This is a genomic window from Streptomyces sp. NBC_00440 (assembly GCF_036014215.1).
Taxonomy (GTDB): domain Bacteria; phylum Actinomycetota; class Actinomycetes; order Streptomycetales; family Streptomycetaceae; genus Streptomyces.
Window position 1 is genome coordinate 1,542,966 of sequence record NZ_CP107921.1, and the last position, 26,866, is coordinate 1,569,831.

Consider the following 26,866-nt stretch of genomic DNA (forward strand, 5'->3'; position numbering starts at 1 on the left):
CGCCGGCGCCCGCGCGTCCCACCCTGTGGCGCATGGCACGTTGCGAGGTATGCGGAAATGACTACGGCATGTCCTTCGAGGTTCACGCGCAGGGCGCGGTCCACGTCTTCGACTGCTTCTCCTGCGCCATTCACCGCATGGCGCCCATCTGTGGGCACTGCCGTGTCCAGGTCATCGGGCAGGGCGTGGAGGCCGACGGTGTGTGGTATTGCGGCGGGCACTGCGCCCGCGCGGAGGGGAAGGAGGGCATCGTCGACAAGGTCTGACTCTGCCCGGTTCTGTCCCTCCGGCCGGACCCCCCGTCCGGAGGGCTTCGCCGGGCGGGTACCTTCAGAGGCGTGTACCGCTTCCTGTTGACACGGCAGTGGGTGATTCTCGCCCTTGTCTCCATCGTCCTGATGCCGACGATGATCAAGCTGGGCTTCTGGCAACTGCACCGCCATGAACACAAGGTTGCGCAGAACACACTCATCGGCAAGAACCTCAAGTCGAGACCCGTACCGGTCGGAGACCTCACCTCCCCCGGGCACACCGTGCCGTACGACCAGTACTGGCGCCAGGTGACGGCGACCGGCCACTTCGACAACGCGGACGAGGTCGTCGTACGGCGCAGGACCTCGGCCGACGGCACCGTCGGGTACCACGTCCTGACGCCCTTCGTCCTGGACGACGGCAAGACCGTACTCATCAACCGCGGCTGGGTCGCGGACAACGGCAGCCAGCTCACGCTCCCCAAGATCCCGCCCGCTCCCAAGGGCAGGCTCACGGTGGCCGGCCGGCTGATGGCCGACGAGACGACCGGGGCCAGCGGGATCAAGAACGAGAAGGGGCTGCCGCCCCACCAGGTGATGCTCATCAACAGCGCCGAAGAGGCGAAGGCGCTGGGCAGGACGGTGCTCGGCGGCTACATCGAGCAGACCGCGCCCACGCCCAAGGGCGACTCGCCCCAGCTGATCCCGGCACCCGAGCACTCGGACATCGGCCCGCACATGGCGTACGCCGTCCAGTGGTGGCTCTTCACCGCCGGAGTGCCCATCGGATTCGTGGTCCTCGTACGCCGTGAGAAGCGCGAACGGGCCGCGGCCGCCTCCGAGAGCACACCCGAACCGGTGCCCACGGCTGCTTAACCCGGCGCGGTCCCGGGAAGACGGCACACCGTGACCCAACGTATCGAGGACTACGCCCTCATCGGCGATCTGCAGACCGCGGCCCTGGTCGGCAGGGACGGCTCCATCGACTGGCTGTGCCTGCCCCGCTTCGACTCGGCGGCGTGCTTCGCCTCGCTGCTCGGCGACGACGAGAACGGCCACTGGCGCATCGCCCCGGCCGGAGCCGGCAACTGCACCAGGCGGAGCTACCGGGGCGAGTCGCTCGTCCTGGAATCGGTCTGGGAGACGGCGACCGGCACGGTCAAAATCACCGACTTCATGCCGCAGCGTGACACCGCCCCGGACATCATGCGGATCGTCGAAGGTGTCACCGGCGAGGTGGAGATGGCGGGAACGCTGCGCCTGCGCTTCGACTACGGCTCGGTCATCCCGTGGATGCGCCGCTCGGACGGGCACCGGGTCGCGGTGGCGGGCCCGGACTCGGTGTGGCTGCGCAGCGAGCCGGAGGTGCGGACCTGGGGCCACCAGTTCTCCACCTGCTCGTCGTTCACGGTCGCCGCGGGCGAGAAGGTGGCGTTCGTGCTCACCTGGCACCCCTCGGAGGAACCGCGCCCTCCGCTGGTGGACCCGCACGAGGCACTGGCCGACGCCCTGGAGGACTGGCACGAGTGGTCGGCGCGCTGCCGGTACCAGGGCCCCTACCGCGAGGCCGTGATCCGCTCGCTGATCAGCCTGAAGGCGCTCACCTTCGCCCCGACCGGCGGCATCGTCGCGGCCCCCACCACCTCCCTCCCGGAGGAGATCGGGGGCGTACGCAACTGGGACTACCGGTTCTGCTGGCTGCGCGACTCCACGCTCACCCTCGGCGCGCTGCTGGCCTGCGGCTATCTGGAAGAGGCCGCCGCATGGCGCGACTGGCTGCTGCGCGCGGTCGCGGGCGCCCCCGGTGATCTGCAGATCATGTACGGGCTCGCGGGCGAGCGGCGGCTGCCCGAGACGGAGCTGGAGTGGCTGCGCGGCCACGAGGGGTCCGCTCCGGTGCGCACCGGGAACGGAGCCGTGACCCAGCTTCAGCTCGACGTGTACGGCGAGGTCATCGACTCGCTCTATCTGGCCCGTACGTCGGGTCTTGCCGATGAGCCGCACGCCTGGAGGCTCCAGCTGGCCCTGCTCGGCTTCCTGGAGTCGCGCTGGCGCGAGCCGGACGAGGGCCTGTGGGAAGTACGCGGGCCGCGCCGCCACTTCGTGCACTCGAAGGTGATGGCGTGGGTGGCCGCCGACCGCGCCGTACGCACCCTGGAGGCCGAGCCGAAGCTGCACGGGGACGTGGAGCGGTGGCGGCGGATGCGCGACGAGGTGCACCAGGAGGTGTGCGAGAAGGGCTTCGACAAGGAGCGCAACACCTTCACCCAGTCGTACGGCTGCTCCGATCTGGACGCGGCGACGCTGCTCATCCCCCAGGTCGGCTTCCTGCCGCCGGACGATCCGCGGGTGATCGGTACGGTCGACGCCGTACGCCGGGAGCTGTGCCACGACGGCCTGGTGCGCCGCTACAGCATGGCGGGGCCGGCGGTGGACGGCCTGCCGGGCGGCGAGGGGACGTTCCTGGTCTGCTCGTTCTGGCTGGCCGACGCGCTGCGGCTGACCGGGCGGGTCAAGGAGGCCGAGGCGCTCCTCGAAAAGCTGCTGTCGCTCCGCAACGACGTCGGACTGCTGGCCGAGGAGTACGACCCGGTGGCCGGGCGCCAACTCGGCAACTTCCCGCAGGCGTTCAGCCACATCGGCCTGGTGAACACCGCTCTCGGGCTGGCCCGCGCGCTGGGGGCGCCCGAGGAGGATGCAGGATAGAGCCATGGATCTTGGACTGAAGGACCGCGTCTACGTCGTCACCGGGGCCACCAGGGGGCTGGGGTTCGCCTCCGCACGTGAGCTGGCGGCCGACGGGGCGAAGGTGATCATCACCGGGCGCGACGCGGATACGGCGCGAGCGGCGGCGGCCGAGCTCGGTCCCGGTGTGATCGGGGTGGCGGCCGACAACAGCGACCCCGCGGTCGCCGAGCGGCTGATCGCCACCGCGCGGGAGCACTTCGGCCGCTTCGACGGCATCCTGATCAGCGTCGGCGGCCCGGCCGCAGGCTCCGCGGCCGACAACACCGACGAACAGTGGCGGACGGCCTTCGAGGCCGTCTTCCTGGGCGCGGTGCGGCTCGCCCGCACCGCCGCGGCCGAGCTGTCCGACGGCGGCGTGATCGGCCTGGTGCTCTCCGGCTCGGTGCACGAGCCCATCGGCGGCCTGACGATCTCCAACGGGCTCCGCCCCGGTCTGGCCGGTTTCGCCAAGTCGCTCGCCGACGAGGTGGGTCCGCGCGGGATCCGGGTGGTCGGGCTGCTGCCAGGCCGCATCGACACGGACCGGGTGCGGCACCTCGACACGCTCGGCGGTGACCCGGAGGCGGCGCGCACGAGGAGCGAGGCGGGGATTCCGCTGCGGCGCTACGGGCGGCCGGAGGAGTTCGGCAGGGCCGCCGCGTTCGTGCTGTCGCCGGGGGCCTCGTACCTCACCGGGGTCATGCTGCCGGTCGACGGCGGTTCCCGGCGCGGATTCTGACCCGCACGGCACCCGCCGTGCACGGTCCGGCTGCGCAGCCGGGCGGCCCCGGCCGGTTACGCAGCCGGGCGGCCCGGTCCTGAACAGGGGCCGGGTCAGGGCAGTTCCACCGCCGTGACCAGCACGGCGACCGACCGGTCCGCACCGGCCGCCGCGGCCACCGCCGACCGCACCGCCCCCGCCACATCGAGGGCCCGCCGCCCGGCGGCCACCGCGAGCTCCACCCGGACGTGGTGGTCGGTGCGGTGCACGGCGTCCCCGAGGACACCGGTCAGACGGGCGACGCCGGGAACGGCGGCGGCCGCCTCCGCCTCGGGGCCCCGTACAGCAGCGGCTCCCCTGTCCGGCCCAACGACCGGCGGCGGGTTCGGCCCGCCCGGCGCCGACGGGTCCGACGGGGCGTCCAGCAGCCCCGTCACCCGTACGTCCACCTCGGCCACTTCGAGCCCCAGCGCATCGGCGCAGGCCCCGAACAGCGCGTCCCGCAGCCGCTCGACGGCCGCCGGCAGTGACTCTCCCCCGGCCGCCGCTTCGGCCTCCGCCTCGACCCGCAGCGGCCCGGGCGGCAGGGCGCTCGGCGGGGCCGGAACCGCCGAGCGGGCCGTCCCACCGGTCTCGGCCGGGGCAATCCTCAGCTTCCCGAGGGCGACCCCAGGCACCCCGCCGGCAGCGCGCCGCAGCACGGCGGCGGCCGCATCCTCGGCGATCCAGGCCCCGTCCCGCGCGCCGCCGAGCGGCAGCAGCCTGCCGAGGCCGAGCCTGCTGCGGACGGCCTGCGCCCACCCGTCCTGCACCCGCGATCCGTCACCCGTCATACCTCCACCCTGCCGCATTCCCGGCGCGGAACCGGGAAAGCGCACCTACGGTGGGCACAGAATCGGCTACCGCTCGGAGAGGACGTACGGCGATGAGTGAGACCCCGCAGCAGAACCAGTCCGACACCTCTGGCAAGGGGCCCGCCAGGCCCGATGTGACCAAGCGCGGCGGCGGCGCCCCCGGATCCCGCGGCCGTACCACCATCGCGGACGGCGTGGTCGAGAAGATCGCCGGTCTCGCGGCGCGCGACGTGCCCGGCGTGCACGCGATGGGCAGCGGGATCTCCCGTACGTTCGGTGCGGTGCGCGACCGGGTGCCCGGCGGCGGCACCAAGTCCGTGTCGCGCGGGGTGAAGGCCGAGGTCGGTGAGGTCCAGACGGCTCTCGATCTGGAGATCGTCGTCGAGTACGGCGTGTCGATCTCGGAGGTCGCACGCGATGTGCGGGAGAACGTCATCTCGGCCGTGGAGCGCATGACGGGACTTGAGGTCGTCGAGGTCAATATCGCGGTCAGCGATGTGAAGCTGCCCGACGAGGAAGACGACGAAGAGCCGGAGTCCCGACTTCAGTAACCCCGTACCTTCGGCTTAGGAGCGCACGATGAGTATGGCTGTGGTCGGCCTGTTGGTCGGTATGGCACTTGGCTTCGCCGGCTACTTCGGCGGCTTCGGAGCCTTTCTTCTGGTGGCCGCACTCGGTGCGATCGGCTTCGTGGCGGGCAAGTTCGCCGACGGCGACCTCGAAGCCGGTGACTTCTTCCGCGGCCGCGACCACGGCGACGGGCGGCGATGACCGCTCAGGTGGCGCCCGCGGAACGCGGTTCGACCCGCATCGCCGACCGGGTCGTGTCGAAGATCGCGGCGCAGGCGGCGCGTGAGGCGATCGGCACGGTGCCCGCCGGCGGAACGGCCCCGCACGCCACGGTCACCGTGCAGGACTCCCGTGCGCGGGTGCGGGTCAGTCTGGATCTCGGCTATCCGTCCGACATCGGCGCCCAGTGCGGTGCGGTCCGCCGCCGGGTGGCCCAGCGGGTCGAGTCGCTGGCGGGCATGGAGGTGCCCGAGGTGGCGGTGCAGGTCGAGCAGCTGCACTCCGAGCAGACCCGCGGCTCCGACCGGGGGAGGGCCCGATGAACGAGGCGGACGACAGCACGCGGCGGCTTCCCGTCATGGAGAAGACCCCGGCCGAGCCCAGCGGTCCCGGCTCCGCCACGGCGTACGCACCGGTGCCCGGGTCGGGTGGCCGGGCGAGGCGATTCTGGTCGGGGCGCAGGACACCGGCGGCGCTGCTCGCGCTCGTGGTGCTCGCGGCGGCCGGCGTGCTGCTGTACGACGTGTCGGCGGTCCGGGCCGGGCGGCCCGCGATGCACTGGCGCCGTGTGGTCGCCGACGATCTGGCGACGCGCCCCCTGGACAGCATCTGGATCAAGGTCTGCGCCGGTGTCGTGATGGCCATCGGCCTCTGGCTGATCATCCTGTCGCTCACCCCGGGCCTGCGCTCGCTGCTGACGATGCGGCGCGACAGCCCGCAGATCAAGGCAGCGCTCGAACGGGAAGCGGCGGCGCTGGTGCTGCGGGACCGGGCCATGGAGGTGCCCGGTGTGCAGTCCGTGCGCATCCGGATGAAGCGCTCCAAGGTCAGAGTGCGCGCCCGCTCGCACTTCCGCGAACTCGACGACGTACGGGCCGACCTGGACAGCGCGATGGCGACGGGGATCAACGGCCTGGGGCTCGCGTCGCGGCCGCGGCTCTCCGTACACGTCAGCCGTCCGGCCAAGAAGGGGTGACGCCTCGATGCTGAAGACGGTCAACCGGGTGCTGCTCACCCTCGCCGGACTCGTACTGCTCGCCCTTGGCGGGGCGGTGCTGGCGGCGGGGCTGCACCTCTCCGTACCCTCGTGGTGGCCCTGGAGCGGGCCGCACGACGTCCTGCTCAGCACGGCGCGCCGCACCAAGTGGCGCGGCGACAGCTGGTGGTGGCCGGTGGTCATCGCGGTGTTCGCCGTCATCGTGCTGCTCGCGCTGTGGTGGCTGCTCGCCCAGCTGCGCCGCTCGCGTCTCTCCGAGGTGCTGGTCGACAGCGGCGACGGGGACGGCGCGCGGCTCAGGGGCCGGGCACTGGAGAACGCGCTGGCGGCCGAGGCCGAGTCGCTGCACGGCGTCGACCGTGCGGTGGTCCGGCTGACCGGCCGGCGCACCTCCCCCGCGGCCCGGATCGGTATGGCGCTCGCGCCGCACGCGGAGCCGGTGTCCGCGCTCTCGGACCTCACCACCGGGGCCCTGGCGCACGCCCGCGAGTCGGCCGGGCTGGCCGAGCTTCCCGCCGAGGTCCAGCTGCGCCCGGTGAAGCACCGCGCGCGCCGGGTGGCCTGAGGGAAGAGCCGGGTGGCCTGGGGGAAGACGGGGGCGCCGCACGGACAGTCGGCCGGACAGGCGCGCGGACAGTCGGCCGGGCCGCCGGCCGGACAGGGAGCCGGACCGTCAGTCGGACAGTCCCGCCAGGTCACGCAGCCTGCGGGCCTGTCCGGCGCGCTCGGCTGTGCGCTGCTCCTCGTACGTACGGTCCGGTGCCCCGAGCAGCAGTGCCTTGGTCTCGATGACCGCATCGCGGGGGGCGGCGAGCAGGGCGGCCGCCAGGTCGGTGACCGTTCCGTCGAGTTCGTCGGCGGGGACGGCCAGATTGGCCAGCCCCGTACGGACGGCTTCGTCGGCGTGCACGAAGCGGCCGGTGGCGCAGATCTCCAGCGCCCGGGCATAGCCGACGAGCCCCACCAGCGGATACGTGCCGGTGAGGTCGGGGACGAGCCCGAGGCTGGTCTCGCGCATGGCGAACTGCACGTCGTCGGCGACGACCCGCAGGTCGCAGGCGAGGGCGAGCTGGAACCCGGCACCGATCGCGTGGCCCTGTACGGCGGCGATGGTGATCAGGTCGGTGCGGCGCCACCAGGTGAACGCCTCCTGGTACTCGGCGATGGCCGCGTCGAGCGTGGCGTCATCACCGCGTGCCAGATCGAGGAAGGACGGCTCACCGTCGAAACCCTCAGGCGTGAACGCCTGCCGGTCCAGGCCCGCGGAGAAGGACTTGCCCTCACCGCGCAGCACCACGACGCGGACACTGCCCGGCAGTGACCGTCCCGCTTCTGTCAACGCCCGCCACAGAGCGGGAGACTGGGCGTTGCGCTTCGCGGGGTTGGCCAGCGTCACCGTGGCAACCGCGTCCTCGACGGTCAGCCGTACGCCGTCCTTGTCGAGCACGTAGTCGAACGAGGTCATGGGGGTCTCCGGTTCTGTGCAGACAGGTAAGTGACTGCACAGTAACCACCCTGCCGGCCCTCCGGCCGACCGGGTGGCACCGTGGTGAACCGGTGAACCCCAGAACCCAGGGCCACAGCCCTGTCAGGCCGATGCGGCCTTCTTGCCTCGCGTTGCTCCGCCGCGTCCTCGCAGCGTCACACCGGACTCGCTGAGCATCCGGTGGACGAATCCGTAGGAGCGGCCGGTCTCTTCGGCCAGTGCCCGGATGCTCGCACCGGAGTCGTATTTCTTCTTCAGGTCTGCCGCGAGCTTGTCACGCGCGGCGCCGGTAACCCGGCTGCCCTTCTTCAGAGTCTCGGCCACCCGTGCCTCCTCAAGGAAGTGCGCTCTGGACTCTCATGATCACCCCTCCCGGCCGTCCTGGCCACCCATTCGGCAAGGTCTGTGCGACAGGGATTTCTGTGTCCCGGCTCACTCCGCGGACCGGATCCCGGCATTCCGGCCCCGGCAGGACGCACAGAAGACCGCCGCTGAGCGCGAAGGCGCTGGTCAGCGGCGGTCTGATGGAAGGAGCACGGTACGGACCCGTATGACGCCCGCCGGGCGGGCAGCAGGCGTGGGGCGCGCCGGGGTACGAGAGCGGCTCACTCAGATGAAGGATCACCTGTGAGCCGAATGATCCATCCGAAGTGGATCAGGCGACGGACCGGGCGCCGGATCAGGCCAGTGCCACCAGATCCGCGTAGTCCGGACCCCACAGGTCCTCGACGCCGTCGGGCAGCAGGATGATCCGCTCCGGCTCCAGCGCGTGCACCGCGCCCTCGTCGTGGGTGACGAGGATGACCGCGCCCTTGTAGGTGCGGAGGGCTCCGAGGATCTCCTCGCGGCTGGCCGGGTCGAGGTTGTTGGTGGGCTCGTCGAGCAGGAGCACGTTGGCCGACGAGACGACGAGGGTGGCCAGCGCCAGCCGGGTCTTCTCACCGCCGGAGAGGACCCCGGCCGGCTTGTCGACGTCGTCGCCCGAGAAGAGGAACGAGCCGAGCGTCTTGCGGACCTGGACCAGATCGAGATCGGGTGCGGCGGAGCGCATGTTCTCCAGCACCGAGCGCTCGGGGTCCAGCGTCTCGTGCTCCTGGGCGTAGTACCCCATCTTCAGGCCGTGACCCTCGATGACCTCGCCGGTGTCGGGCTTCTCGGCGCCGGCCAGCAGCTTCAGCAGCGTGGTCTTGCCCGCACCGTTGAGGCCGAGGATGACGACGCGGGAGCCCTTGTCGACCGCGAGGTCGACATCGGTGAAGATCTCCAGCGAGCCGTACGACTTGGACAGGCCCTCCGCCATCAGCGGGGTTCTGCCGCAGGGCGCGGGGTCGGGGAAGCGCAGCTTGGCGACCTTGTCGGACACCCGTACGGCTTCGAGACCGGCGAGCAGCCGGTCCGCGCGCTTGGCCATGTTCTGCGCGGCGACGGTCTTGGTCGCCTTGGCGCGCATCTTGTCGGCCTGCGAGTTGAGGGACGCGGCCTTCTTCTCGGCGTTCTGGCGCTCGCGCTTGCGGCGCTTCTCGTCGGCCTCGCGCTGCTGCTGGTAGAGCTTCCACCCCATGTTGTAGACATCGATCTGGGTGCGGTTGGCGTCCAGATAGAAGACCTTGTTGACCACCGTCTTGACCAGCTCTTCATCGTGGGAGATCACGATGAAGCCGCCGCGGTAGTTCTTCAGGTACTCGCGCAGCCAGACGATGGAGTCGGCGTCGAGGTGGTTGGTGGGCTCGTCGAGGAGCAGGGTGTCGGCGTCCGAGAAGAGGATCCTGGCCAGCTCGACCCGGCGGCGCTGACCGCCGGAGAGCGTATGGAGCGGCTGGCCGAGCACCCGGTCGGGCAGCCCGAGGGCGGCGGCGATCGTAGCCGCCTCGGCCTCGGCCGCGTAGCCGCCCTTGGTGAGGAACTCCGTCTCCAGGCGCTCGTACTTCTTCATCGCCTTCTCGCGGGTCGCACCCTGGCCGTGCGCCATGCGCTCCTCGTTCTCCCGCATCTTGCGCAGCACGGAGTCGAGGTCACGGGCGGAGAGGATGCGGTCGCTGGCGAGGACGTCGAGGTCGCCGGTGCGCGGGTCCTGCGGGAGGTAGCCGACCTCGCCGGAGCGGGTGATGGTGCCCCCGGCGGGGGCGCCCTCGCCCGCGAGGCACTTGGTGAGTGTGGTCTTGCCCGCGCCGTTGCGGCCGACGAGGCCGATGCGGTCGCCCTTGGCGATACGGAAGGAGGCGGACTCGATGAGGATGCGGGCGCCGGCGCGCAGCTCGATGCCGGAAGCGGTGATCACGGAAAAACTCCAGGGCGGTATGGACGGCGGAAGGGCAGGCGGAGGGTTGCTTCGACGCCGGCTAATGCACAAGGAGAAATGCCATGCGGCTCAGTCTAACGGTGCCGCGCGGGCACTCTGCCGGGGCCCGGTGCCAGACTGGGACCGCGCCACACGCAAGAGGGACAAATCGGAAGATCGAACTCAGCGGGAAGGGTGTCCGGGATGGTTGCCACCATCAGTCCGACGCTGCTGTACGACGACGCCAAGGCGGCCATCCGGCTGCTCAAGGACGCCTTCGGCTTCACCGAGGTCGCTGTCTACGAGGACGAGAGCGGCGCGGTCGCGCACGCCGAGCTGGCCTACGGCGACGGCATGGTGATGCTCGGCACCCGGGGCCGGAAAGGGGTCTTCGCCCAGGCGATGGCGAAGGGCGGTCCGGTGGGCGTCTACGTCGTCATCGAGGACACCGACGCCCACCACCGGCGGGCCGTGGAGCACGGGGTGGAGATCCTGATGCCGCCGACCGACCAGGACTACGGCTCCCGCGACTACCTGGCGCGCGACCCCGAGGGGAACATCTGGAGCTTCGGCACCTATGCGCCGGAAGGCGCGCTCTGAGCCCTCCCGGCACATCTCGGGCCCGATCCGAACGGAAGGCGCCGGCCGCCCGGACGCTCAGACTCCCCCGGTGTGCACCTGGAACGCGGCCCGGCGGACCGCCTTGGCCAGGGCCGGATCGGGGTGCGCGGCGGCCAGCGCCACCAGCACCTGCACGGTGCGCGGGTGCCCCACCGCCCGGACCTCTTCGAGCAGGGCGGGCACGGTGCCCTGCACCGCCGATTCCAGGTGGCGGACCAGCAGGGTGCTCTCTCCGTGGTCGGCGACGGCCGCGGCGGTGTCCACCCAGAGCCAGGTCGCCTCTTCACGGGTGAGCGCGTCGTGGGCGTCCTCGGGGTCGGCACCCTCGTACTCGGCCAGCCAGAGCACCGCGTACGGACGGAGCGAGGTCTCGGCGGCCGCGCCCCGTACCGCCGCTTCCGCGGGAGCGCCGACCACCCGCAGTGCCTCGAAGGCGAGACCGCGCAGCAGCGCGTCCTCGCCCCGGGCCACCCCGAGCAGCTCGCTGACGGCGCTGCCCACGGTGCGGGCGGCCAGCCAGGCGCGGTACTCGGCCCGCGCCGGGCCGGGTGTCAGTCCCGCACAGCCGCGCAGCATGGCGTCGGCGCGCTGCTCGATGTTGCCGGCCGGGCTCTGCGCCGCGACACAGATCTGCTCCAGCTTGACCCAGACCGCCCAGTTGCCGAGCGGCGTCAGCGTCGCCTGGCCGGGCGCCAGCGTCAGGGCGCCGACCGCCGCCAGGCCCCGCAGCGCCCAGTCGAGCAGCGCGGCGAGCGTGCCCGCCGCCATCGGGGGCTCGGGCTGCGGCTGCGGGCCGTAGGGGACCTCGCAGCGTTCCTCGTGCAGTTCGGCGACGCGCTGCTGGAGCAGGTCGAGCAGGGCCGGCACGGTCACCGGCCCCGCGGAGAGCTGAAGCAGCGAGAGCACCTGCGGTACGGCCTCGACGACCTCGGCCACCGCGGTGACCGGGACATCGGCGGCGGCCGGATGGACGATCGACCAGGCGTCGAAGAGGGCGACCCAGCCGCGCAGCACCGCGCTGTCGTCACCGTCCCAGGCGCGCAGCCGCCACCCGGGGCGGGCGATGTCCCCGTGCAGTTCGACGAGTCCGGCGAGCCGGGCGCGGTCCCAGCCCGCGCGGACCGCTTCCGGGGTCAACGAGAGGGTGTGCGCGGCGTGTTCGGCGACGGGGGCGGTGAGTGCCCCGCCCCGCACCGGCCGGGCGTCCCCGGTCCAGCGGGCGATCCGGACGGCGTCGGCGAGCACCGTCCTGGCCTGGCGGGCCAGCTCCGCCGGGGCCGGGGTACCGGCGGGCGGGCGCGGGGCGGGGCGGATGGGCCGGTTGCTCACGACACGGCGGGCCGTGACCAGAGGTCGGGGGCGGACGAGGCGGAGTCTGGAGTCGCGCGGGTTACGGGACGTCACGGGGAGCAGTCTTGCCTCTGACAGGCCGAAAGCCCAAACGGAACCCCTCGCTACAGGTTGACGCAGGGGGTACGGAAGCGGGCCGGCGGGCCCGGACCGCTACATCAGCGGGGTCAGGAAGCGCCGCATGGCCTCTTCGTAGCCGTCGGGATCCGCGTTCCACATGGCGCCGTGCGGGGCGCCGGTCACGGTCCGCAGGTCCACCAACGACGGCTTGCCCGCGGCGAATTCGACGGAGCGCCGCCAGGAGGCCACCCGGTCGTCGGGGCCGTGGAAGACCAGCGTGGGCACGGTCAGCAGCCGGGGGTCGGCGGCGGCGCGCAGCCGGTCGCCGTTGGTGCCGGTACGCCCCTGGGCCGCCCGTACCGCGAGCGGCAGCAGGAAGGCGGGGGTGCGCCGGGCGGCGGCCAGCGCGCCGAGGGTGGCCTCCCAGTCGAGGACCGGGGAGTCGAGGATCAGGCCGCTGATGCGGTCGCGCATCCCCGAGCCCACCGCGGCGTGCAGGGCCATGGCGGCGCCGGTGGACCAGCCGTGCAGGACGACGCGCTCCGCGCCGTAGCGGACGGCGTAGCGGATGGCCGCGTCCAGGTCGCGCCACTCGGACGCGCCGAGATGTCCCAGACCGTCCGGGTTCGCGGGGGCGCCGGTGTCCCCCCGGTAGGAGATGTCGAGGACCGCGAACTGCTGGCGGTGCAGGAAGCCCAGGACGTTCATGGGCTGCTCCCTGCCGGTCCCCAGGCCGTGCACCGTGATCACCCAGGTGGGACGGGGGCCGGGCACGAACCAGGCCGGGCAGGCGCCGAGTTCAGCGGGGATGTCCACGTCGGCGTGGTCGATGCCGAGCGCGGAGCGCGGGTCGCCCACGTACACCTGGGGGGTGAGCCGGGCCTTGGTGCCGGGGGCGAGCGTGCCGTAGGTGACCCGGTCGAGACGGCGCACGACGGTGTCGGCGGTCGCGGAACCGCCGTCGATCACCGGCCCGACGACCGCGTGGACACCCGGGCCCTCCAGCCCGTACACACCGGGGCGCAGCGAGGCCAGGCACCGGGTGAGGGTGACCCGGCCGGGGGCCGTGGCGTGTACGGAGAGCCGGGGTTCGGCGGGCAGGGCCCGGCCGTGCGGCGCCTTGAGCGCGGCGTCGGCGGCGAGCCGGCCGGCCGCTGCCGCGGCCGCGCCGACGCCGATCAGAGTGGTGACGGCCGTTGCCGTCGCGGTTGCCGGGCGCACCCCTCCAGTGTCGGCGGGGGCGGGCCCGGCTGCCAGCCGGCCGGGGCAAACGGGGGCCGGACCTGCGAGGACTCAGCCGGGCTGGCCGTACCCCCGCAGCTTCTCGGTGGCCTCGGCCAGTTGTCCGGGCGACAGCAGGGAGGGGGTGCGGCCGGGCAGCGCGGACGCGGTGAGCCAGAGGCGGCACATCCACTCCAGCTGGGCGGTGCGGTCGTAGGCCTGGTCGAGCGAGCTGCCGTAGGTGACTGTGCCGTGGTTCTGCAGGAGGCAGCCGGAGCGGTCCGTGAGAGCGGTGAGCATGTTCGCGGCCAGCTCGTCGCTTCCGTAGAGCGCGTACGGGGCGACGCGCACCGGGCCGCCCAGCGCGGCGGCCATGTAGTGGACCGCGGGCAGCTCCGGGACCAGGGTGGAGACCGCCGTCGCGTACACCGCGTGGGTGTGGACCACGGCGGTGGCGGTGGTGGCGCGGTGGACGGCCAGGTGCAGGGGCAGTTCGCTGGTCGGTTTCAGCTCGCCGAGCACCTGGTGGCCGTCCAGGTCGACGGCGACGGTGTCGCCGGGGCCGAGCTTCTCGTACGGCACTCCGCTGGGGGTGACCAGGACGAGGTCGCCGCAGCGTACGGAGACATTGCCCGATGTGCCGACGACCAGCCCCTCGGACGCGGTCCTGCGGGCGGTGGCGACGAGTTCGTGCCAGGCCCTCGCAAGCGGATCGGTCTCCTCCGGTGCCACTGCTGTCTCCCCCGTCACATCTGCCCCTGCCACATCTGCCCCTTCTGCCCCTCTGCCACATCTGCGCTTCGGGCGCACGGGCGGCCCGTCCACGCGATGATGCCAGCCGTCCGTGCGCCCCGGTACGCCACCGCGGCAGCGGGCAGAGGCAGCGCCGGCAGTGAGCGGAACAGGCGCCTCCGGGCAGGGTCACCACAGCGCCCGGCTCAGTTCATCTTCCGTTCACCCGGGTTGCCTACGTTCATCTCGTCAATGACCTCGAACGATTGCCCAGGTAAATGGAACACTTGACCCTGCTCCTTGGGATCGTGATCATTACCGCTCTCGTGTTCGACTTCACGAACGGTTTCCACGACACGGCCAACGCGATGGCGACGACCATCTCGACCGGCGCTCTCAAACCGAAGACCGCGGTGGCCATGTCCGCCGTGCTCAACCTTGTCGGGGCATTCCTGTCCGTCGAGGTCGCCAAGACGATCTCCGGCGGGATCATCAATGAACAGGGCATCACCACAGAAGTGATCTTCGCGGCACTCGTCGGTGCCATCCTCTGGAATCTGCTGACCTGGCTGCTCGGCCTGCCGTCCAGTTCCTCCCACGCACTCTTCGGCGGGCTCATCGGAGCCACGCTGATGTCGGTCGGCTCGTCGGGTGTCAACGGCGATGTCGTCATCACCAAGGTCCTGCTCCCCGCGGTCGCCGCGCCGGTCGTCGCCGGTGTCGCCGCGCTGCTGGCCACCAGGCTGACGTACCGGATCGGGCGCCGTACGGACGAGAAGTCCACCGCCAAGGGCTACCGGGCCGGCCAGATCGCCTCCGCCGGCCTGGTCTCGCTCGCTCACGGCACCAACGACGCGCAGAAGACCATGGGTGTCATCACCCTCGCCCTGGTCACCGGCAACGTCATCGCCCCCGGTTCGAACCCGCCCCTGTGGGTCATCGTCTCCGCGGGCACCGCCATCGCACTCGGTACGTACCTGGGCGGCTGGCGCATCATCAAGACCATGGGCAAGGGGCTCACCGAGCTCAGGCCGCAGCAGGGCTTCGCCGCCCAGACCGGTGCCGCGACCGTGATCCTGGCCTCCTCGCACCTCGGCTTCTCGCTCTCCACCACGCAGGTCTGCTCGGGGGCCGTGATGGGCGCGGGCGTCGGCCGCAAGGGCGGGGTGGTCCGCTGGTCCACCGCGACCCGGATGGCCGTCGCCTGGTGTCTGACCCTGCCCGCCGCCGCGGTCGTCGGCGCGGGCGCCGAGTATCTGACCGGCCGCGGCCCCTGGGGCATCGGCGCCGTCGCCGTCCTGCTGGTCGCGGGCTCCGGTGTCATCTGGTCGCTCTCCCGCCGCCAACCGGTCGGCCAGCACAGCGTCACCCCCGACGAACCCGCCGCGTCCGACGAGCCCGCCGGGGTGGTGACCACCGCCATCGCGGCTGTCGCCCCGCCGCCGGCCGGAGCGGTCTCCGACGGTCTCCGGACCACCATCCCCGCACCGGGCGGCGCCGCACCGGAGCCCACCCGGCCCGCCACGGTCTGAACACGGCCTGAGCACCCTCAGAACCCTGAGAACCCTGAGAACCCTGAGAACACGGTCCGTCCGAACACGGTCTGAAGGAGAAGGACACCGCACCATGGACATCGACTGGGCAGCTCTCGGCACCGTCTTCGGCGTCAGCCTCGTGGCCACCGTCGGACTGGTCGGCCTGTTCACCCTCGGCGTGGTGGGCCTGGCGCGGAAGCCCGTGCCGGAGCCGGGCACCGCCACCGCACCCGCCGCCGCGACTCCTGCCGGTACGGGCAGGGGCCCGGCCGCGCGGGCCGGCTCGTACGCCTGCTTCGCGCTCTGCGCGGCGGCCGTGGCGTACGGGATCTATCTGATCGTCGCCTGACGGCCCGCTCCTCCCCCACCACTCCCCGCGACAGCGTCACTCCGCCCGCCCGGCCGCCGCCACCGGCCACCGGGCGGGCTGCCCGTGTGCGCGGCCTGCCGGGCGAGTGGCCCGTACGGCCGTCCGGGTGGCCCGTGTGGGGCTCGGCACACTGCCCCGTCGCAGGTCAAGGGTGAGTTGACGGGTGTTCGCCGACCGTGGTGGACTTCCGGGGCCAATACGGCGGCAGGAGAGGAAGTCCGGTGCGAATCCGGCGCGGTCCCGCCACTGTCACCGGGGTCGCCCCCGGGAGCCAGGAACTCTCACCGCCGGTCACGTCGAACCAGGGCGCGGACACCCTGAGTGAGGACTACGCCATGCGCGGCCGCCTGCTGCCCGAACCGCCCGATGCTCCGAGTACGACCGCAGTGAGGGTCCCGGGCGAACTGGCCTGCTGACCCCATGCGTGGAGAGCGTGTCTTCGTGTACGGCGCCACCACGGGCCTCCTGGCAGACCTCATCTTCGCCGACCCCCGGCGCGGGCACCCCGTCGCCGCCTTCGGGCGGGCCGCCGCCGCCGTGGAGCGCCGGCTCTGGCGTGACCACCGCGGGTGGGGCGCGCTGCACACCATGGTCTGCGCCGGGGGCGCGGTGGGCGCCGCCGTGCTGGCCGGGCGTGCCGTACGCGGCCGTCCCGCCGCGGGCGTCGCACTGACCGCCGCCGCCACCTGGGCCGTCGTCGGCGGCACCTCGCTGGGGCGTGAGGCCCGCGCGGTGGGCGACGCGCTGGCGGCAGGTGATGTCGAGGCGGCCAGGGAGCGGCTGCCGCATCTGTGCGGACGCGATCCGCAGGCGCTCGACGCGCAGCAGATCGCGCGGGCCGTCGTGGAGTCCGTGGCCGAGAACACCTCCGACGCGGTGGTGGGCGCGCTGGTCTGGGGCGCCCTGGCCGGGGTGCCGGGGCTCGTCGGGTTCCGGGCGGTGAACACCCTGGACGCGATGGTGGGCCACCGGTCGCCCCGGTATCTGCGGTACGGCTGGGCCTCCGCCCGGCTCGACGATCTGGCGGGCCGGCCGGGCGCCCGGCTCACCGCCGTACTGGCGGTGCTCGCGGGCGGGGACCCGCGCGGCGCGGTACGGGCCTGGCGGTCGGACGCGGGCCGCCACCCGAGCCCCAACGCGGGCCCGGTGGAGGCGTCGTTCGCGGGCGCGCTGGGCGTACGGCTCGGCGGCACCCTCGCGTACGCCGGCCGGGTCGAGCACCGGGCGGTGCTCAACGGCGGCGGCCGGCCGGTGGCCGTCGGCGACATCGAACGCGCGGTGCGGCTGTCGCGCCGGGTGTCCCTGCTGGCGCTCGCGACAGCTCTCGTGGTGAGGAAGGTACGCGGATGAGTGGCGGGCTGCTGGTGGCCGGAACCACGTCGGACGCCGGGAAGAGCGTGGTCACGGCCGGTATCTGCCGGTGGCTGGTGCGCCGGGGTGTGAAGGTCGCGCCCTTCAAGGCGCAGAACATGTCGCTCAATTCGTTCGTCACCCGCGAGGGGGCGGAGATCGGGCGGGCCCAGGCGATGCAGGCACAGGCTGCGCGGGTCGAGCCCACAGCGCTGATGAACCCGGTGCTGCTCAAGCCGGGGAGCGACCGGTCGAGCCAGGTCGTGCTGATGGGGAAGCCGGTGGGCGAGATGAGCGCCCGCGGCTACCACGGCGGCCGGCAGGAGGCGCTGCTCGGCACCGTGACGGACTGCCTGACCCAACTCCGGGGCACGTATGACGCGGTGATCTGCGAGGGGGCGGGCAGTCCGGCCGAGATCAATCTGCGGCGGACCGACATCGTGAACATGGGCATCGCGCGCGCCGCGCGCTTCCCGGTGGTCGTCGTCGGCGACATCGACCGGGGCGGTGTCTTCGCGTCGTTCTTCGGTACGACGGCGCTGCTGAGCGCCGAGGACCAGTCGCTCGTCGCCGGGTACCTCGTCAACAAGTTCCGCGGTGATGTGTCCCTGCTCGAACCGGGGCTCGACATGCTGTACGGGCTGACCGGGCGGCGGACCTACGGTGTCCTGCCGTACGCGCACGGTCTGGGCATCGACGAGGAGGACGGGCTGCGGGTGTCGATGCGCGGCACGGTGCGCGAGTCCGCCGTGTCCGCGCCCTACGGGCAGGACGTGCTGCGGGTCGCCGTGTGCGCCGTGCCGCTGATGTCGAACTTCACTGATGTGGACGCGCTGGCCGCCGAACCCGGCGTCGTGGTGCGGTTCGTGGACCGCGCGGAGGAGCTGGCCGACGCGGACCTGGTGATCGTGCCGGGGACGCGCGGCACGGTGCGCGCGCTGGAGTGGCTGCGGGAGCGCGGGCTCGCGGACGCGCTGGCCCGGCGGGCCGCCGAAGGCCGTCCGGTGCTGGGCATCTGCGGTGGTTTCCAGCTGCTCGGCGAGCACATCGACGACACGGTCGAATCGCGCGCCGGGGCCGTCGACGGGCTCGGACTGCTGCCCGTCCGGGTGCGGTTCGAGGTGGAGAAGACCCTGGCGCGGCCCGTCGGCGAGGCCCTCGGGGAGCCGGTCGAGGGGTACGAGATCCACCACGGGGTCGCCGAGGTGCTGGGCGGCTCCCCGTTCCTCGACGGCTGCCGCACCGGCTCCGTGTGGGGCACCCACTGGCACGGCTCGCTGGAGAGCGACGGTTTCCGCCGGGCCTTTCTGCGCGAGGTTGCCGCCGTCGCGGGCCGGCGCTTCGTACCGGCGCCCGACACCAGCTTCGGCGTGCTCCGCGAGGAGCAGCTCGACCGGCTCGGCGACCTCATCGAGGAGCACGCGGACACCGAGGGGCTGCTCGGGCTCATCGAGTCGGGCGCGCCGGCCGGACTCCCCTTCGTCCCACCCGGAGCGCCATGAGAGCGGCCGGGGCGCGCCCGCGGACGCCCCGTCAGCCGTGGGCCCGGCGGCCCGTCGCCCCATTCGCCCGTCGGCCCCTCATCGAACCTGTCACCCGAGCATCTGAAGGAGTGATCCCGAAGTGAGCACGCCCTATCCGTTCACCGCTGTCGTGGGCATGGATGACCTGCGCCTCGGGCTGCTGCTCAACGCGGTCAGCCCGGCTGTCGGCGGCGTACTCGTGCGCGGCGAGAAGGGGACCGCGAAGAGCACGGCGGTGCGGGCCCTGTCCGCGCTGCTGCCCGGGGTCCCGGTGGTCTCCGGATGCCGCTTCTCGTGCGACCCCGGCGCACCCGACCCGGCGTGTCCTGACGGTCCGCACGAGGCCACCGACGGCGTGTCGCGCGACGCGCGCATGGTCGAACTGCCCGTCGGCGCCTCGGAGGACCGGCTGGTCGGCGCGCTGGACATCGAGCGCGCGCTGGCCGACGGCGTGAAGGCGTTCGAGCCGGGGCTGCTCGCCGACGCGCACCGCGGGATCCTGTACGTCGACGAAGTCAACCTGCTGCACGACCACTTGGTGGACCTGCTGCTCGACGCCGCCGCCATGGGCGCCTCGTACGTGGAGCGCGAGGGCGTCTCCGTACGGCACGCCGCGCGGTTCCTGCTCGTCGGGACGATGAACCCCGAAGAGGGCGAACTGCGGCCGCAGTTGCTGGACCGTTTCGGGCTGACCGTCGAGGTCGCCGCGTCGCGCGACCCGGACCAGCGGGTCGAGGTGGTGCGCAGGAGGCTCGCGTACGACGACGACCCTGCCGGGTTCGCCGCCCGCTGGGCGGACGAGGAGAGCGAGCTGCGGGCGCGCATCGTGGCCGCGCGGGCGCTGCTGCCCTCCGTGCGTCTCGGCGATCCGGCGCTGCGGCAGATCGCCGCGACCTGCGCCGCGTTCGAGGTGGACGGGATGCGCGCGGACATCGTGATGGCGCGCACCGCGACCGCGCTGGCCGCCTGGGCGGGACGTCCGGATGTGACGGCCGACGACGTACGGCAGGCCGCGCTGCTCGCGCTGCCGCACCGCCGCAGGCGCAACCCGTTCGACGCGCCGGGGCTCGACGAGGACAAGCTCGACGACACGCTGAGGGAGTCCGCCGGGGACGGCGACGGACACGACGGCGGCGATGACGATCCCGGACCGGACGGGCCCGACGGCGGTGGCGGTGGCGGGCTGCCGCCGCAGCGCGACGGGGACGGCGGACCGGGCGACACGCCGCGGCAGCAGGAGCCCGCGGCCGACGGGTCCGACACGCCCGCACAGCAGCAGCCCGGCGAGAGCGCACCCGCCGCGCCGGGCGGGGGCGGGGAGCAGGCGGCGGCGAAGGCGGCCGAACCGTTCCGTACCCGGATGCTGAGCGTGCCGGGGCTCGGCGACGGCGCCGCGGGGCGCCGCTCCCGGGCCAGGACCGAGCACGGCCGCACCACCGGTTCGCGCCGGCCGCAGGGTGCGCTCACCAAGCTGCATCTGGCGGCGACGGTCCAGGCCGCGGCGCCGCACCAGCGGGCGCGCGGGCGCTCCGGCCGCGGTCTCGTGGTCCGCAGGGACGATCTGCGGCAGGCCACCCGGGAGGGGCGCGAGGGCAATCTGGTGCTCTTCGTGGTGGACGCCTCCGGGTCGATGGCGGCCAGGCGGCGGATGAGCGCGGTGAAGGGCGCCGTGCTCTCGCTGCTGCTCGACGCGTACCAGCGGCGGGACAAGGTGGGTCTGGTGACCTTCCGCGGGAAGGACGCGGAGATCGCGCTGCCGCCGACCTCGTCGGTGGACGCCGCCGCGGCCCGGCTCGACACACTGCCGACCGGCGGGCGTACCCCGGTCGCCGCCGGGCTGCTGAAAGCCCATGAGGTGCTGCGGGTCGAGCGGATGCGGGACCCGTCGCGCCGGCCGCTGCTGGTGGTCGTCACCGACGGCCGGGCCACCGGCGGCCCCGATCCGGTCGCGCTGGCCGCGCGCGCGGCCCGGCTGCACGAGGCGGAGGGCGTCGCGTCGGTCGTCGTGGACTGCGAGACGGGTCCGGTCAGGCTGGGGCTCGCCGGAGAGCTGGCGCAGCGGCTCGGCGGCACCGCGGTGACGCTGGACGAACTGCGGGCCGAGAGCATCGCGGGGCTGGTCAAGGACGTACAGAGCACTTCATCCAGGAAGGCAGCGTAATGCCGCAGGGACAGCCGACCACCGTGCCCGAGGACGGGCTCACCACTCGCCAGCGCCGCAACCGGCCGCTGACGATGGTGCACACCGGCATCGGGAAGGGGAAGTCGACCGCGGCCTTCGGGCTCGCGCTGCGCGGCTGGAATCAGGGCTGGCCCATCGGGGTGTTCCAGTTCGTGAAGTCCGCCAAGTGGAAGGTCGGCGAGGAGCGGGCCCTGAAGGTGCTCGGGGAGAGCGGTGAGGGCGGGACGGTCGCCTGGCACAAGATGGGCGAGGGCTGGTCCTGGGTCCAGCGGGACATCGAGTCGAGCGAGGAAGCCGCCCGGGAGGGCTGGGAGCAGGTCAAGCGCGATCTGGCGGCGGAGAGCTACCGGCTGGTCGTGCTGGACGAGTTCGCGTACCCGATGCACTGGGGGTGGGTGGACACCGATGAGGTGGTCTCGGTGCTGCGGGACCGGCCCGGCACCCAGCATGTGGTGATCACCGGGCGGAACGCGCCGCAGCCGCTGCTCGACTTCGCCGACCTGGTGACCGACATGTCCAAGGTCAAGCATCCGATGGACGCGGGGCAGAAGGGGCAGAGGGGCATCGAGTGGTAGCCAGACTCGTCATCGCCGCGCCGTCCTCGGGCAGCGGCAAGACCACGGTCGCCACCGGGCTGATGGCCGCGTTCGCCGGGCGCGGCCTCGCCGTGTCGCCGCACAAGGTGGGACCCGACTACATCGACCCCGGGTACCACGCGCTGGCGACCGGCCGCCCCGGGCGCAATCTCGACGCGTACCTCTGCGGTACGGAGCTGATCGGGCCGCTCTTCGCGCACGGTGCGGCCGGCGCGGATCTGGCGGTCGTCGAGGGCGTGATGGGTCTGTACGACGGGGCGGCCGGGCAGGGCGAGCTGGCGTCCACCGCGCAGATCGCGAAGGTGCTGCGGGCTCCGGTGGTGCTGGTGGTCGACGCGTCGTCGCAGTCCCGGTCGGTGGCCGCGCTGGTGCACGGGTTCGCGTCCTGGGACCCCCGGGTGCGGATCGGCGGGGTGATCCTCAACAAGGTGGGCTCCGACCGGCACGAGGCGCTGCTCCGGGAGGCGCTGGACGAGTCGGGGGTGCCGGTGCTCGGAGTGCTCCGGCGTACCGGGCAGGCGCAGACCCCGTCCCGGCATCTGGGGCTTGTGCCGGTGGCGGAGCGGCGGCCCGACGCGGTGGGCGCCGTCGCGGCGATGGCGGAACAGGTGCGGGCCGGGTGCGATCTGGAGGCGGTGCTGGCACTGGCGCGGAGCGCGCCGCCGCTGGACGCAGGGGCATGGGACCCGCACGAGGCCCTTGCGTCTGGCTCCGGCAGCGGGGCGGCCGATCCTGCTAGGGCCTCCGGCGGCGGGGCGGCGCGTCCTGGCACGGCAGCCGGCGGCGGGGCTGCCCGCCGTGGGCGCCCGGTCGTCGCCGTCGCGGGCGGTGCCGCGTTCTCCTTCTCGTACACCGAGCACACCGAGCTGCTCACCGCGGCGGGCGCCGATGTCGTCGGCTTCGACCCGCTCCACGACGAGCGGCTCCCCGAGGGCACCGGGGCGCTCGTCATAGGCGGCGGCTTCCCCGAGGTGTACGGGCCCGAGCTGTCCGCCAACGCGCCGCTGCGCGGGGCCGTGGCGGAGCTGGCGGCGTCCGGCGCACCGGTCGCCGCCGAGTGCGCCGGACTGCTGTATCTGTCGCGCTCGCTCGACGGGCATCCGATGTGCGGGGTGCTGGACGCGGAGGCCCGGATGTCGGAGCGGCTGACGCTCGGCTACCGGGACGCGGTGGCCGTGTCGGACAGCTCGCTGGCGCAGGCCGGGACCCGGCTGCGCGCCCACGAGTTCCACCGCACGGTCCTTGAGCCCGGTGCGGGCGCCACCCCCGCGTGGGGTGTGCACCAGCCGGAGCGCCGGGTCGAGGGCTTCGTCCAGCAGGGCGTGCACGCGAGCTATCTGCACACGCACTGGGCCGCGCAGCCCGCGGTCGCCCGCAGATTCGTGGACCGGTGCGCGGGATGAACAGGCCTGTCGCGGGGCCGGGGCCGGTCCAGAATCCGCGGTGGCCGGTTCGGGAGCCGGTGCGCGGGGTTGCGGGGCTCTCAGCCCGCGATGCCCACCACGAGCCAGATGAACGCCACCCCCGCCACGGTGCACAGCAGCGTGGAGCGGGCCGGGTGTTCGTGGTGGGCCTCGGGAAGGATCTCGGCGGCGGCGAGATAGAGCAGAACACCGCCGAAGAAGCCGAGATAGCAGCCGAGCGGCTGCTCCGGAAGGGTGAACAGCAGGGTCGACGCCGCACCCACCACGGGCGCCAGCGCGTCGGCGACCAGCATGGCGATCGCCTTGCGGCGTGCGTTCCCGTACAGGCTGGTCAGGGTGTACGTGTTGAAGCCGTCCGCGAAGTCGTGGGTGACCACCGCGATGGCCACGGCGGCGCCCATCCCGTCGCCCACCTGGAAGGCGGCGCCGATCGCGACACCGTCCATCAGGCTGTGGCCGACCATCGCTGCCGCCGCCGTCAGCCCGACCTGGGGCACCCGCTCCTCCGCCGCCCCGTGCGCCGCCTGGCGTACCGCGAGCAGCCGCTCCACCAGGTGGGCGACGAGGAACCCGCCGACGAACAGCAGCAGCGCGGCGGGCACACCGAAGATCTCGCCGCCCGCCGCGCGCAGCGCCTCGGGCAGCAGGTCGAGCCCGACCACGCCGAGCATCAGTCCGCCGGCCAGACCCAGCACGAGATGGCGCTTGTCGGTGACCCGCTGAGCCGTCCAGCCACCGACCAGCGTCATCAGGAACGCGCCGAGCGCGACGAAGACCGCCATGGGCCCTGCCTAGCCCATGACACCCCGGTCCCGCATGTCAACGTCTGAATCCGCCGGAGAGGAACCCGCGCCCATGACCGCTGTCGAACCCGGCCCGGTGGGAGCACCGGAGCGTGCGCCGGACCTCGTCGTGGGTGTCGGGGCCTCCCGCGGGGTCCGTGCCGACGAGGTCATCGGGCTGGTCGTGGCCGCCCTGCGGGACGCCGGTCTTTCGCCGCTCGATGTGGCCGAGCTGACGACCGTGGACAGCAGGGCCGGCGAGCCGGGGCTGCTCGCCGCCGCCGTGCGGCTGGGGGTGCCGCTGCGTCCGTACGGCGCCGCCGCGCTCGCCCGGATCGAGGTGCCCCACCCGTCGGACACGTCACGGGCCGCGGTCGGCACCCCGTCGGTCGCGGAGGCGGCCGCACTCGCCGGCGGCGGCGAACTGCTCGTCCCGAAGCGGAAGTCGGCGCCGCACGGCCGCCCGGCGATGGCGACCTGCGCCGTCGTACGCCGTGAACCGCCGGCACCACCGGGCCCGGGGCACCGGATGGCGCCGCGCGGCGCCGTCGCGGATCCGGGACTTCCACAACAGCCCCACCTCCACCCTGATGACGAGGGGCACCACCTTCACCACCATGGCAGTCATGCGCTCACACACTGACGTCCACGATCTGCGGCACCACGGCGACGCGGAGGTACGGGACTGCGGTCCCGGCGGCCTCACCGACCTCGCGGTCAATGTCAGGGCGGGCACTCCCCCGCCCTGGCTCAGGGACCACATAGCGGGGTCGCTCGGCGGCCTGGCCGCGTACCCCGACGGACGGGCCGCCAGAGCCGCGGTGGCCGCCCGGCACGGGCTGCCGGTCGAACGGGTCCTGCTGACAGCCGGCGCCGCCGAGGCGTTCGTCCTGATCGCCCGCGCCCTTCCGCTGCGCAGACCCGTGGTCGTGCATCCGCAGTTCACCGAGCCGGAGGCGGCGCTGCGCGACGCCGGGCACACGGTACGACGCGTGCTGCTGCGTGCGGAGGACGGTTTCCGGCTGGATCCGGCGGCCGTGCCCGAAGCGGCGGACCTGGTGGTGGCGGGCAATCCGACCAACCCGACGTCCGTACTGCACCCGGCCGGAACGCTCACCTCGCTGGCTGCGCCGGGGCGGCTGCTGGTGGTCGACGAGGCGTTCATGGACGCGGTGCCCGGCGAGCGCGAGTCGCTCGCCGGCCGTACGGATGTGCCGGGCCTGATCGTCCTGCGCAGCCTCACCAAGACCTGGGGTCTCGCGGGGCTGCGGATCGGCTATGTGCTGGCCGACCCGGAGACGGTGGACCTGCTGGCGCGCGCACAGCCGTTGTGGCCGGTGTCCACCCCGGCGCTGGCCGCGGCCGAGGCGTGCTCGGCGGCTCCCGCACTGGCCGAGGCAGAGCTCGCCGCGCACGCGATCGCCGCGGACCGCGCCCATCTGCTGGCCGGTCTCGCGGAGTTCGACGAGGTACGCGCGGTCGAGGCGGCCGAGGGCCCGTTCGTGCTCGTCCGGATGGAGCGTGCCGACGAGGTGCGGGAGCGGCTGCGGCAGCTGGGCTTCGCGGCCCGCCGCGGTGACACCTTTCCGGGGCTCGGGCCCGAGTGGCTGCGGCTCGCGGTGCGCGACCGTGCGACGACCAACCGGTTCCTGCAGGCGCTCGACCAGGCGCTGAGCGGAATCTCCGGCTGACGTCCGGACGGGCCGGGGCCGCACCCCCCTCCGGTGCGGCCCCGGCTCCCGTACGACCGGCACTCGTACGGCCCGTGCTCGTACGGCCGGCTCTCGTAAGCCCCGTCGTACGGCCCGGCTCCCGTACCGGTCAGGCCTTGTTGCGGCTCCGTCCACGGGCCACCGCGAGCGCGCCGCCGCCGGCCAGGACCAGGGCCGCCGCGCCTCCCGCGATGTACGGCGTCATGGAGCTGCCGCCGGTCTCCGCGAGGTGCTCCTTCTCCGGCGCGGCCGCCGGCTTCGGGTGGGCCACGGTCTGTTCCTCGACCCCGGTGGCGGGGGTGGGCTCCGCCGGCCGGCCGCCGCCCTGGTGGCCCGCCGGGGCGGCCTTCGGCGACTCGCAGGTCGCCTGCGCGAGGGTGACCTCGCCCTGGACATCGGCGACGTTCAGCTTCAGCGGGTTGACCGACACCTTGAGCTGCAGCGCGGTGGCGGCGGCCGTACGGGATGTCGTGCTGGTCTTCGAGAGGTCGAGCGTGACATCACCGACGGCGGGCACATGGATCCGGGTCGAGCCACCGGCGGAGAGCGTGATCCGCTTGCCGAGCACGGTCACATGGCCGAGCACGTTCGACTCGGCGTGCGGCCGCTCACCGGCCTCGCAGACCGCCTTCGACGTGACCTTCTCGACCTCGATCAGCGACAGCAGCGGCAGCCCGGGGACATGGACCGACGCGCGGGCGACGTTGGCGTACCCCTGCGCCCTGTGCCGGTCGGCCGTCGCCCGGGCGGTGGCGACATCGGCGCGCAGCAGGCTGAACGGGCGGCCCTTGTCGACACCGTCCAGCTTCGCGGTCAGCGCGGTCCTGTCCGCGCTGGCCGGGGCGTGCACCTCGTTGAGCGCGACCGTCAGCGGCACATCGACGGTCTTGTTGAGCAGCGAGACATCGAGCCCGGTACGGAGCACGACTGCGCTCGCCTTTCCGTCACTGCCGGTGGCCGCCTGGGCGGGCGCCGCGGCGAGGAGCGCCGCGGGGCCCGCGGTCAGCGCGGCGGCCACACAGACGGCGGCCGTACGGCGTGCGGGCATACGGAAGGTGTTGCTGTTCAAAGCGGTGGTACCCCCACAAGAGACATGACGTCGCCGGGGCGCAGCTCACGGGGACTTCGTGGGTGCGCCGGCGACCGAGACACCGGAATCTTTACGCACTGTGGGTGAACGGTCAGCAACCTGACGTGAGTTCACTCCAAAGTGGCGTTTCCGCGTCTGCATTCGAATCCTGAGGCACGGGCGTTCCCCTGAACCCCTCGCTTCACCACCCCGAGGTGGTGCGCCGGTGGCCCCGT

The 26,866-nt window shown here is 73.1% G+C and carries 26 protein-coding genes, 2 pseudogenes and 1 riboswitch; of the genes and pseudogenes, 19 read left to right on the top strand and 9 right to left on the bottom strand.

Features of this window, described 5'->3' with window-relative positions; genetic code table 11:
* The first annotated feature begins 32 nt into the window (after positions 1-32).
* The 4 genes from OHB13_RS06935 (at position 33) to OHB13_RS06950 (ending at position 3,717) form a co-directional block, all read left to right on the top strand.
* Entirely contained in the window at positions 33-266 is a 234-nt protein-coding gene (locus OHB13_RS06935; protein ID WP_266858314.1) for a hypothetical protein, read from the top strand.
* A gap of 72 nt (positions 267-338) precedes the next feature.
* Positions 339-1,127 (top strand): SURF1 family cytochrome oxidase biogenesis protein, encoded by a 789-nt coding sequence (locus tag OHB13_RS06940; protein ID WP_266858312.1) that lies wholly within the window; start codon positions 339-341, stop codon positions 1,125-1,127.
* 30 nt (positions 1,128-1,157) lie between these two features.
* Positions 1,158-2,957, top strand: coding sequence for a glycoside hydrolase family 15 protein (locus OHB13_RS06945; RefSeq protein WP_328376294.1), 1,800 nt, complete (start codon positions 1,158-1,160; stop codon positions 2,955-2,957).
* A 4-nt stretch (positions 2,958-2,961) separates the two neighbouring features.
* The gene (locus tag OHB13_RS06950) at positions 2,962-3,717 is read left to right on the top strand and encodes an SDR family oxidoreductase (RefSeq protein ID WP_328376296.1); all 756 of its coding nucleotides are present in this window, start codon (positions 2,962-2,964) and stop codon (positions 3,715-3,717) included.
* Positions 3,718-3,812: 95 nt separating this feature from the next.
* Here the strand turns inward: OHB13_RS06950 and OHB13_RS06955 are convergent, their stop codons facing one another.
* Entirely contained in the window at positions 3,813-4,532 is a 720-nt protein-coding gene (locus OHB13_RS06955) for a hypothetical protein (protein ID WP_328376298.1), read from the bottom strand.
* 92 nt (positions 4,533-4,624) lie between these two features.
* Here OHB13_RS06955 and OHB13_RS06960 point away from each other — a divergent pair, with 92 nt between their 5' ends.
* Genes OHB13_RS06960 through amaP form a run of 5 tightly spaced genes read left to right on the top strand, consistent with a single transcriptional unit; the run spans position 4,625 to position 6,904 of the window.
* A complete protein-coding gene (locus tag OHB13_RS06960) occupies positions 4,625-5,104 on the top strand; it encodes an Asp23/Gls24 family envelope stress response protein (RefSeq protein ID WP_266858304.1) in 480 nt (159 codons plus the stop codon).
* Between the two features lie 28 nt (positions 5,105-5,132).
* Positions 5,133-5,324 (top strand): hypothetical protein, encoded by a 192-nt coding sequence (locus OHB13_RS06965; protein ID WP_266858302.1) that lies wholly within the window; start codon positions 5,133-5,135, stop codon positions 5,322-5,324.
* A complete protein-coding gene (locus tag OHB13_RS06970) occupies positions 5,321-5,665 on the top strand; it encodes an Asp23/Gls24 family envelope stress response protein (RefSeq protein ID WP_266858300.1) in 345 nt (114 codons plus the stop codon). The genes OHB13_RS06965 and OHB13_RS06970 overlap by 4 nt, the downstream gene beginning before the upstream one ends.
* Entirely contained in the window at positions 5,662-6,318 is a 657-nt protein-coding gene (locus tag OHB13_RS06975; RefSeq protein WP_328376301.1) for a DUF6286 domain-containing protein, read from the top strand. Before OHB13_RS06970 ends, OHB13_RS06975 begins: the two co-directional genes overlap by 4 nt.
* Before the next feature lie 7 nt (positions 6,319-6,325).
* A complete protein-coding gene (gene amaP, locus OHB13_RS06980; RefSeq protein WP_266858296.1) occupies positions 6,326-6,904 on the top strand; it encodes an alkaline shock response membrane anchor protein AmaP in 579 nt (192 codons plus the stop codon).
* A gap of 108 nt (positions 6,905-7,012) precedes the next feature.
* Here amaP and OHB13_RS06985 read toward each other — a convergent pair whose 3' ends face one another.
* The 3 genes from OHB13_RS06985 to OHB13_RS06995 form a co-directional block, all read right to left on the bottom strand.
* Positions 7,013-7,804, bottom strand: a complete 792-nt coding sequence (locus OHB13_RS06985) for an enoyl-CoA hydratase/isomerase family protein (RefSeq protein WP_328376304.1) — start codon at positions 7,802-7,804, stop codon at positions 7,013-7,015.
* Positions 7,805-7,927: 123 nt separating this feature from the next.
* Entirely contained in the window at positions 7,928-8,149 is a 222-nt protein-coding gene (locus OHB13_RS06990; RefSeq protein ID WP_006123601.1) for a helix-turn-helix domain-containing protein, read from the bottom strand.
* Positions 8,150-8,504: 355 nt separating this feature from the next.
* The gene (locus OHB13_RS06995) at positions 8,505-10,103 is read right to left on the bottom strand and encodes an ABC-F family ATP-binding cassette domain-containing protein (protein WP_266858292.1); all 1,599 of its coding nucleotides are present in this window, start codon (positions 10,101-10,103) and stop codon (positions 8,505-8,507) included.
* 204 nt (positions 10,104-10,307) lie between these two features.
* Here OHB13_RS06995 and OHB13_RS07000 point away from each other — a divergent pair, with 204 nt between their 5' ends.
* On the top strand, positions 10,308-10,703 hold the full coding sequence (locus OHB13_RS07000; RefSeq protein WP_328376307.1) for a VOC family protein: 396 nt from the start codon (positions 10,308-10,310) through the stop codon (positions 10,701-10,703).
* A gap of 57 nt (positions 10,704-10,760) precedes the next feature.
* Here the strand turns inward: OHB13_RS07000 and OHB13_RS07005 are convergent, their stop codons facing one another.
* The 3 genes from OHB13_RS07005 to OHB13_RS07015 form a co-directional block, all read right to left on the bottom strand.
* Positions 10,761-12,128: a hypothetical protein gene (locus OHB13_RS07005; protein WP_328376309.1), complete on the bottom strand. Its 1,368-nt coding sequence runs from the start codon at positions 12,126-12,128 to the stop codon at positions 10,761-10,763.
* Between the two features lie 99 nt (positions 12,129-12,227).
* Positions 12,228-13,355 (bottom strand): alpha/beta hydrolase family protein, encoded by a 1,128-nt coding sequence (locus OHB13_RS07010; RefSeq protein ID WP_328376310.1) that lies wholly within the window; start codon positions 13,353-13,355, stop codon positions 12,228-12,230.
* Between the two features lie 72 nt (positions 13,356-13,427).
* The gene (locus OHB13_RS07015; RefSeq protein ID WP_443062930.1) at positions 13,428-14,120 is read right to left on the bottom strand and encodes a class II aldolase/adducin family protein; all 693 of its coding nucleotides are present in this window, start codon (positions 14,118-14,120) and stop codon (positions 13,428-13,430) included.
* A 245-nt stretch (positions 14,121-14,365) separates the two neighbouring features.
* On the opposite strand from OHB13_RS07015, the gene OHB13_RS07020 reads away from it, so the two are divergent.
* The 7 genes and pseudogenes from OHB13_RS07020 to OHB13_RS07050 all read left to right on the top strand — a co-directional run bounded on the left by OHB13_RS07020 (position 14,366) and on the right by OHB13_RS07050 (position 23,046).
* On the top strand, positions 14,366-15,619 hold the full coding sequence (locus OHB13_RS07020) for an inorganic phosphate transporter (RefSeq protein ID WP_328376311.1): 1,254 nt from the start codon (positions 14,366-14,368) through the stop codon (positions 15,617-15,619).
* Positions 15,620-15,713: 94 nt separating this feature from the next.
* Positions 15,714-15,971, top strand: a complete 258-nt coding sequence (locus OHB13_RS07025; RefSeq protein ID WP_266858283.1) for a hypothetical protein — start codon at positions 15,714-15,716, stop codon at positions 15,969-15,971.
* Between the two features lie 229 nt (positions 15,972-16,200).
* Positions 16,201-16,275: riboswitch (adenosylcobalamin (AdoCbl) riboswitch) on the top strand.
* A gap of 137 nt (positions 16,276-16,412) precedes the next feature.
* Positions 16,413-17,342 (top strand): cobalamin biosynthesis protein, encoded by a 930-nt coding sequence (locus tag OHB13_RS07030; RefSeq protein WP_328376314.1) that lies wholly within the window; start codon positions 16,413-16,415, stop codon positions 17,340-17,342.
* Positions 17,339-18,950 (top strand): annotated as a pseudogene (locus tag OHB13_RS07035) (cobyric acid synthase). Before OHB13_RS07030 ends, OHB13_RS07035 begins: the two are co-directional and overlap by 4 nt.
* Before the next feature lie 15 nt (positions 18,951-18,965).
* Positions 18,966-21,026: a putative cobaltochelatase gene (locus OHB13_RS07040; protein ID WP_328376318.1), complete on the top strand. Its 2,061-nt coding sequence runs from the start codon at positions 18,966-18,968 to the stop codon at positions 21,024-21,026.
* Positions 21,026-21,622, top strand: a complete 597-nt coding sequence (cobO, locus tag OHB13_RS07045; protein WP_328376320.1) for a cob(I)yrinic acid a,c-diamide adenosyltransferase — start codon at positions 21,026-21,028, stop codon at positions 21,620-21,622. Before OHB13_RS07040 ends, cobO begins: the two co-directional genes overlap by 1 nt.
* Positions 21,616-23,046: a cobyrinate a,c-diamide synthase gene (locus tag OHB13_RS07050; RefSeq protein WP_328376321.1), complete on the top strand. Its 1,431-nt coding sequence runs from the start codon at positions 21,616-21,618 to the stop codon at positions 23,044-23,046. Before cobO ends, OHB13_RS07050 begins: the two co-directional genes overlap by 7 nt.
* A gap of 80 nt (positions 23,047-23,126) precedes the next feature.
* Here the strand turns inward: OHB13_RS07050 and OHB13_RS07055 are convergent, their stop codons facing one another.
* The gene (locus OHB13_RS07055; RefSeq protein WP_164266110.1) at positions 23,127-23,849 is read right to left on the bottom strand and encodes a ZIP family metal transporter; all 723 of its coding nucleotides are present in this window, start codon (positions 23,847-23,849) and stop codon (positions 23,127-23,129) included.
* A gap of 73 nt (positions 23,850-23,922) precedes the next feature.
* On the opposite strand from OHB13_RS07055, the pseudogene OHB13_RS07060 reads away from it, so the two are divergent.
* Positions 23,923-24,372, top strand: a pseudogene (locus OHB13_RS07060) (cobalamin biosynthesis protein); the annotation flags it as partial.
* A gap of 103 nt (positions 24,373-24,475) precedes the next feature.
* Positions 24,476-25,540: an Rv2231c family pyridoxal phosphate-dependent protein CobC gene (gene cobC / locus OHB13_RS07065; RefSeq protein WP_328376324.1), complete on the top strand. Its 1,065-nt coding sequence runs from the start codon at positions 24,476-24,478 to the stop codon at positions 25,538-25,540.
* Positions 25,541-25,670: 130 nt separating this feature from the next.
* Here the strand turns inward: cobC and OHB13_RS07070 are convergent, their stop codons facing one another.
* Positions 25,671-26,630, bottom strand: coding sequence for an SCO1860 family LAETG-anchored protein (locus OHB13_RS07070; RefSeq protein ID WP_328376326.1), 960 nt, complete (start codon positions 26,628-26,630; stop codon positions 25,671-25,673).
* Positions 26,631-26,866: the final 236 nt, after the last annotated feature.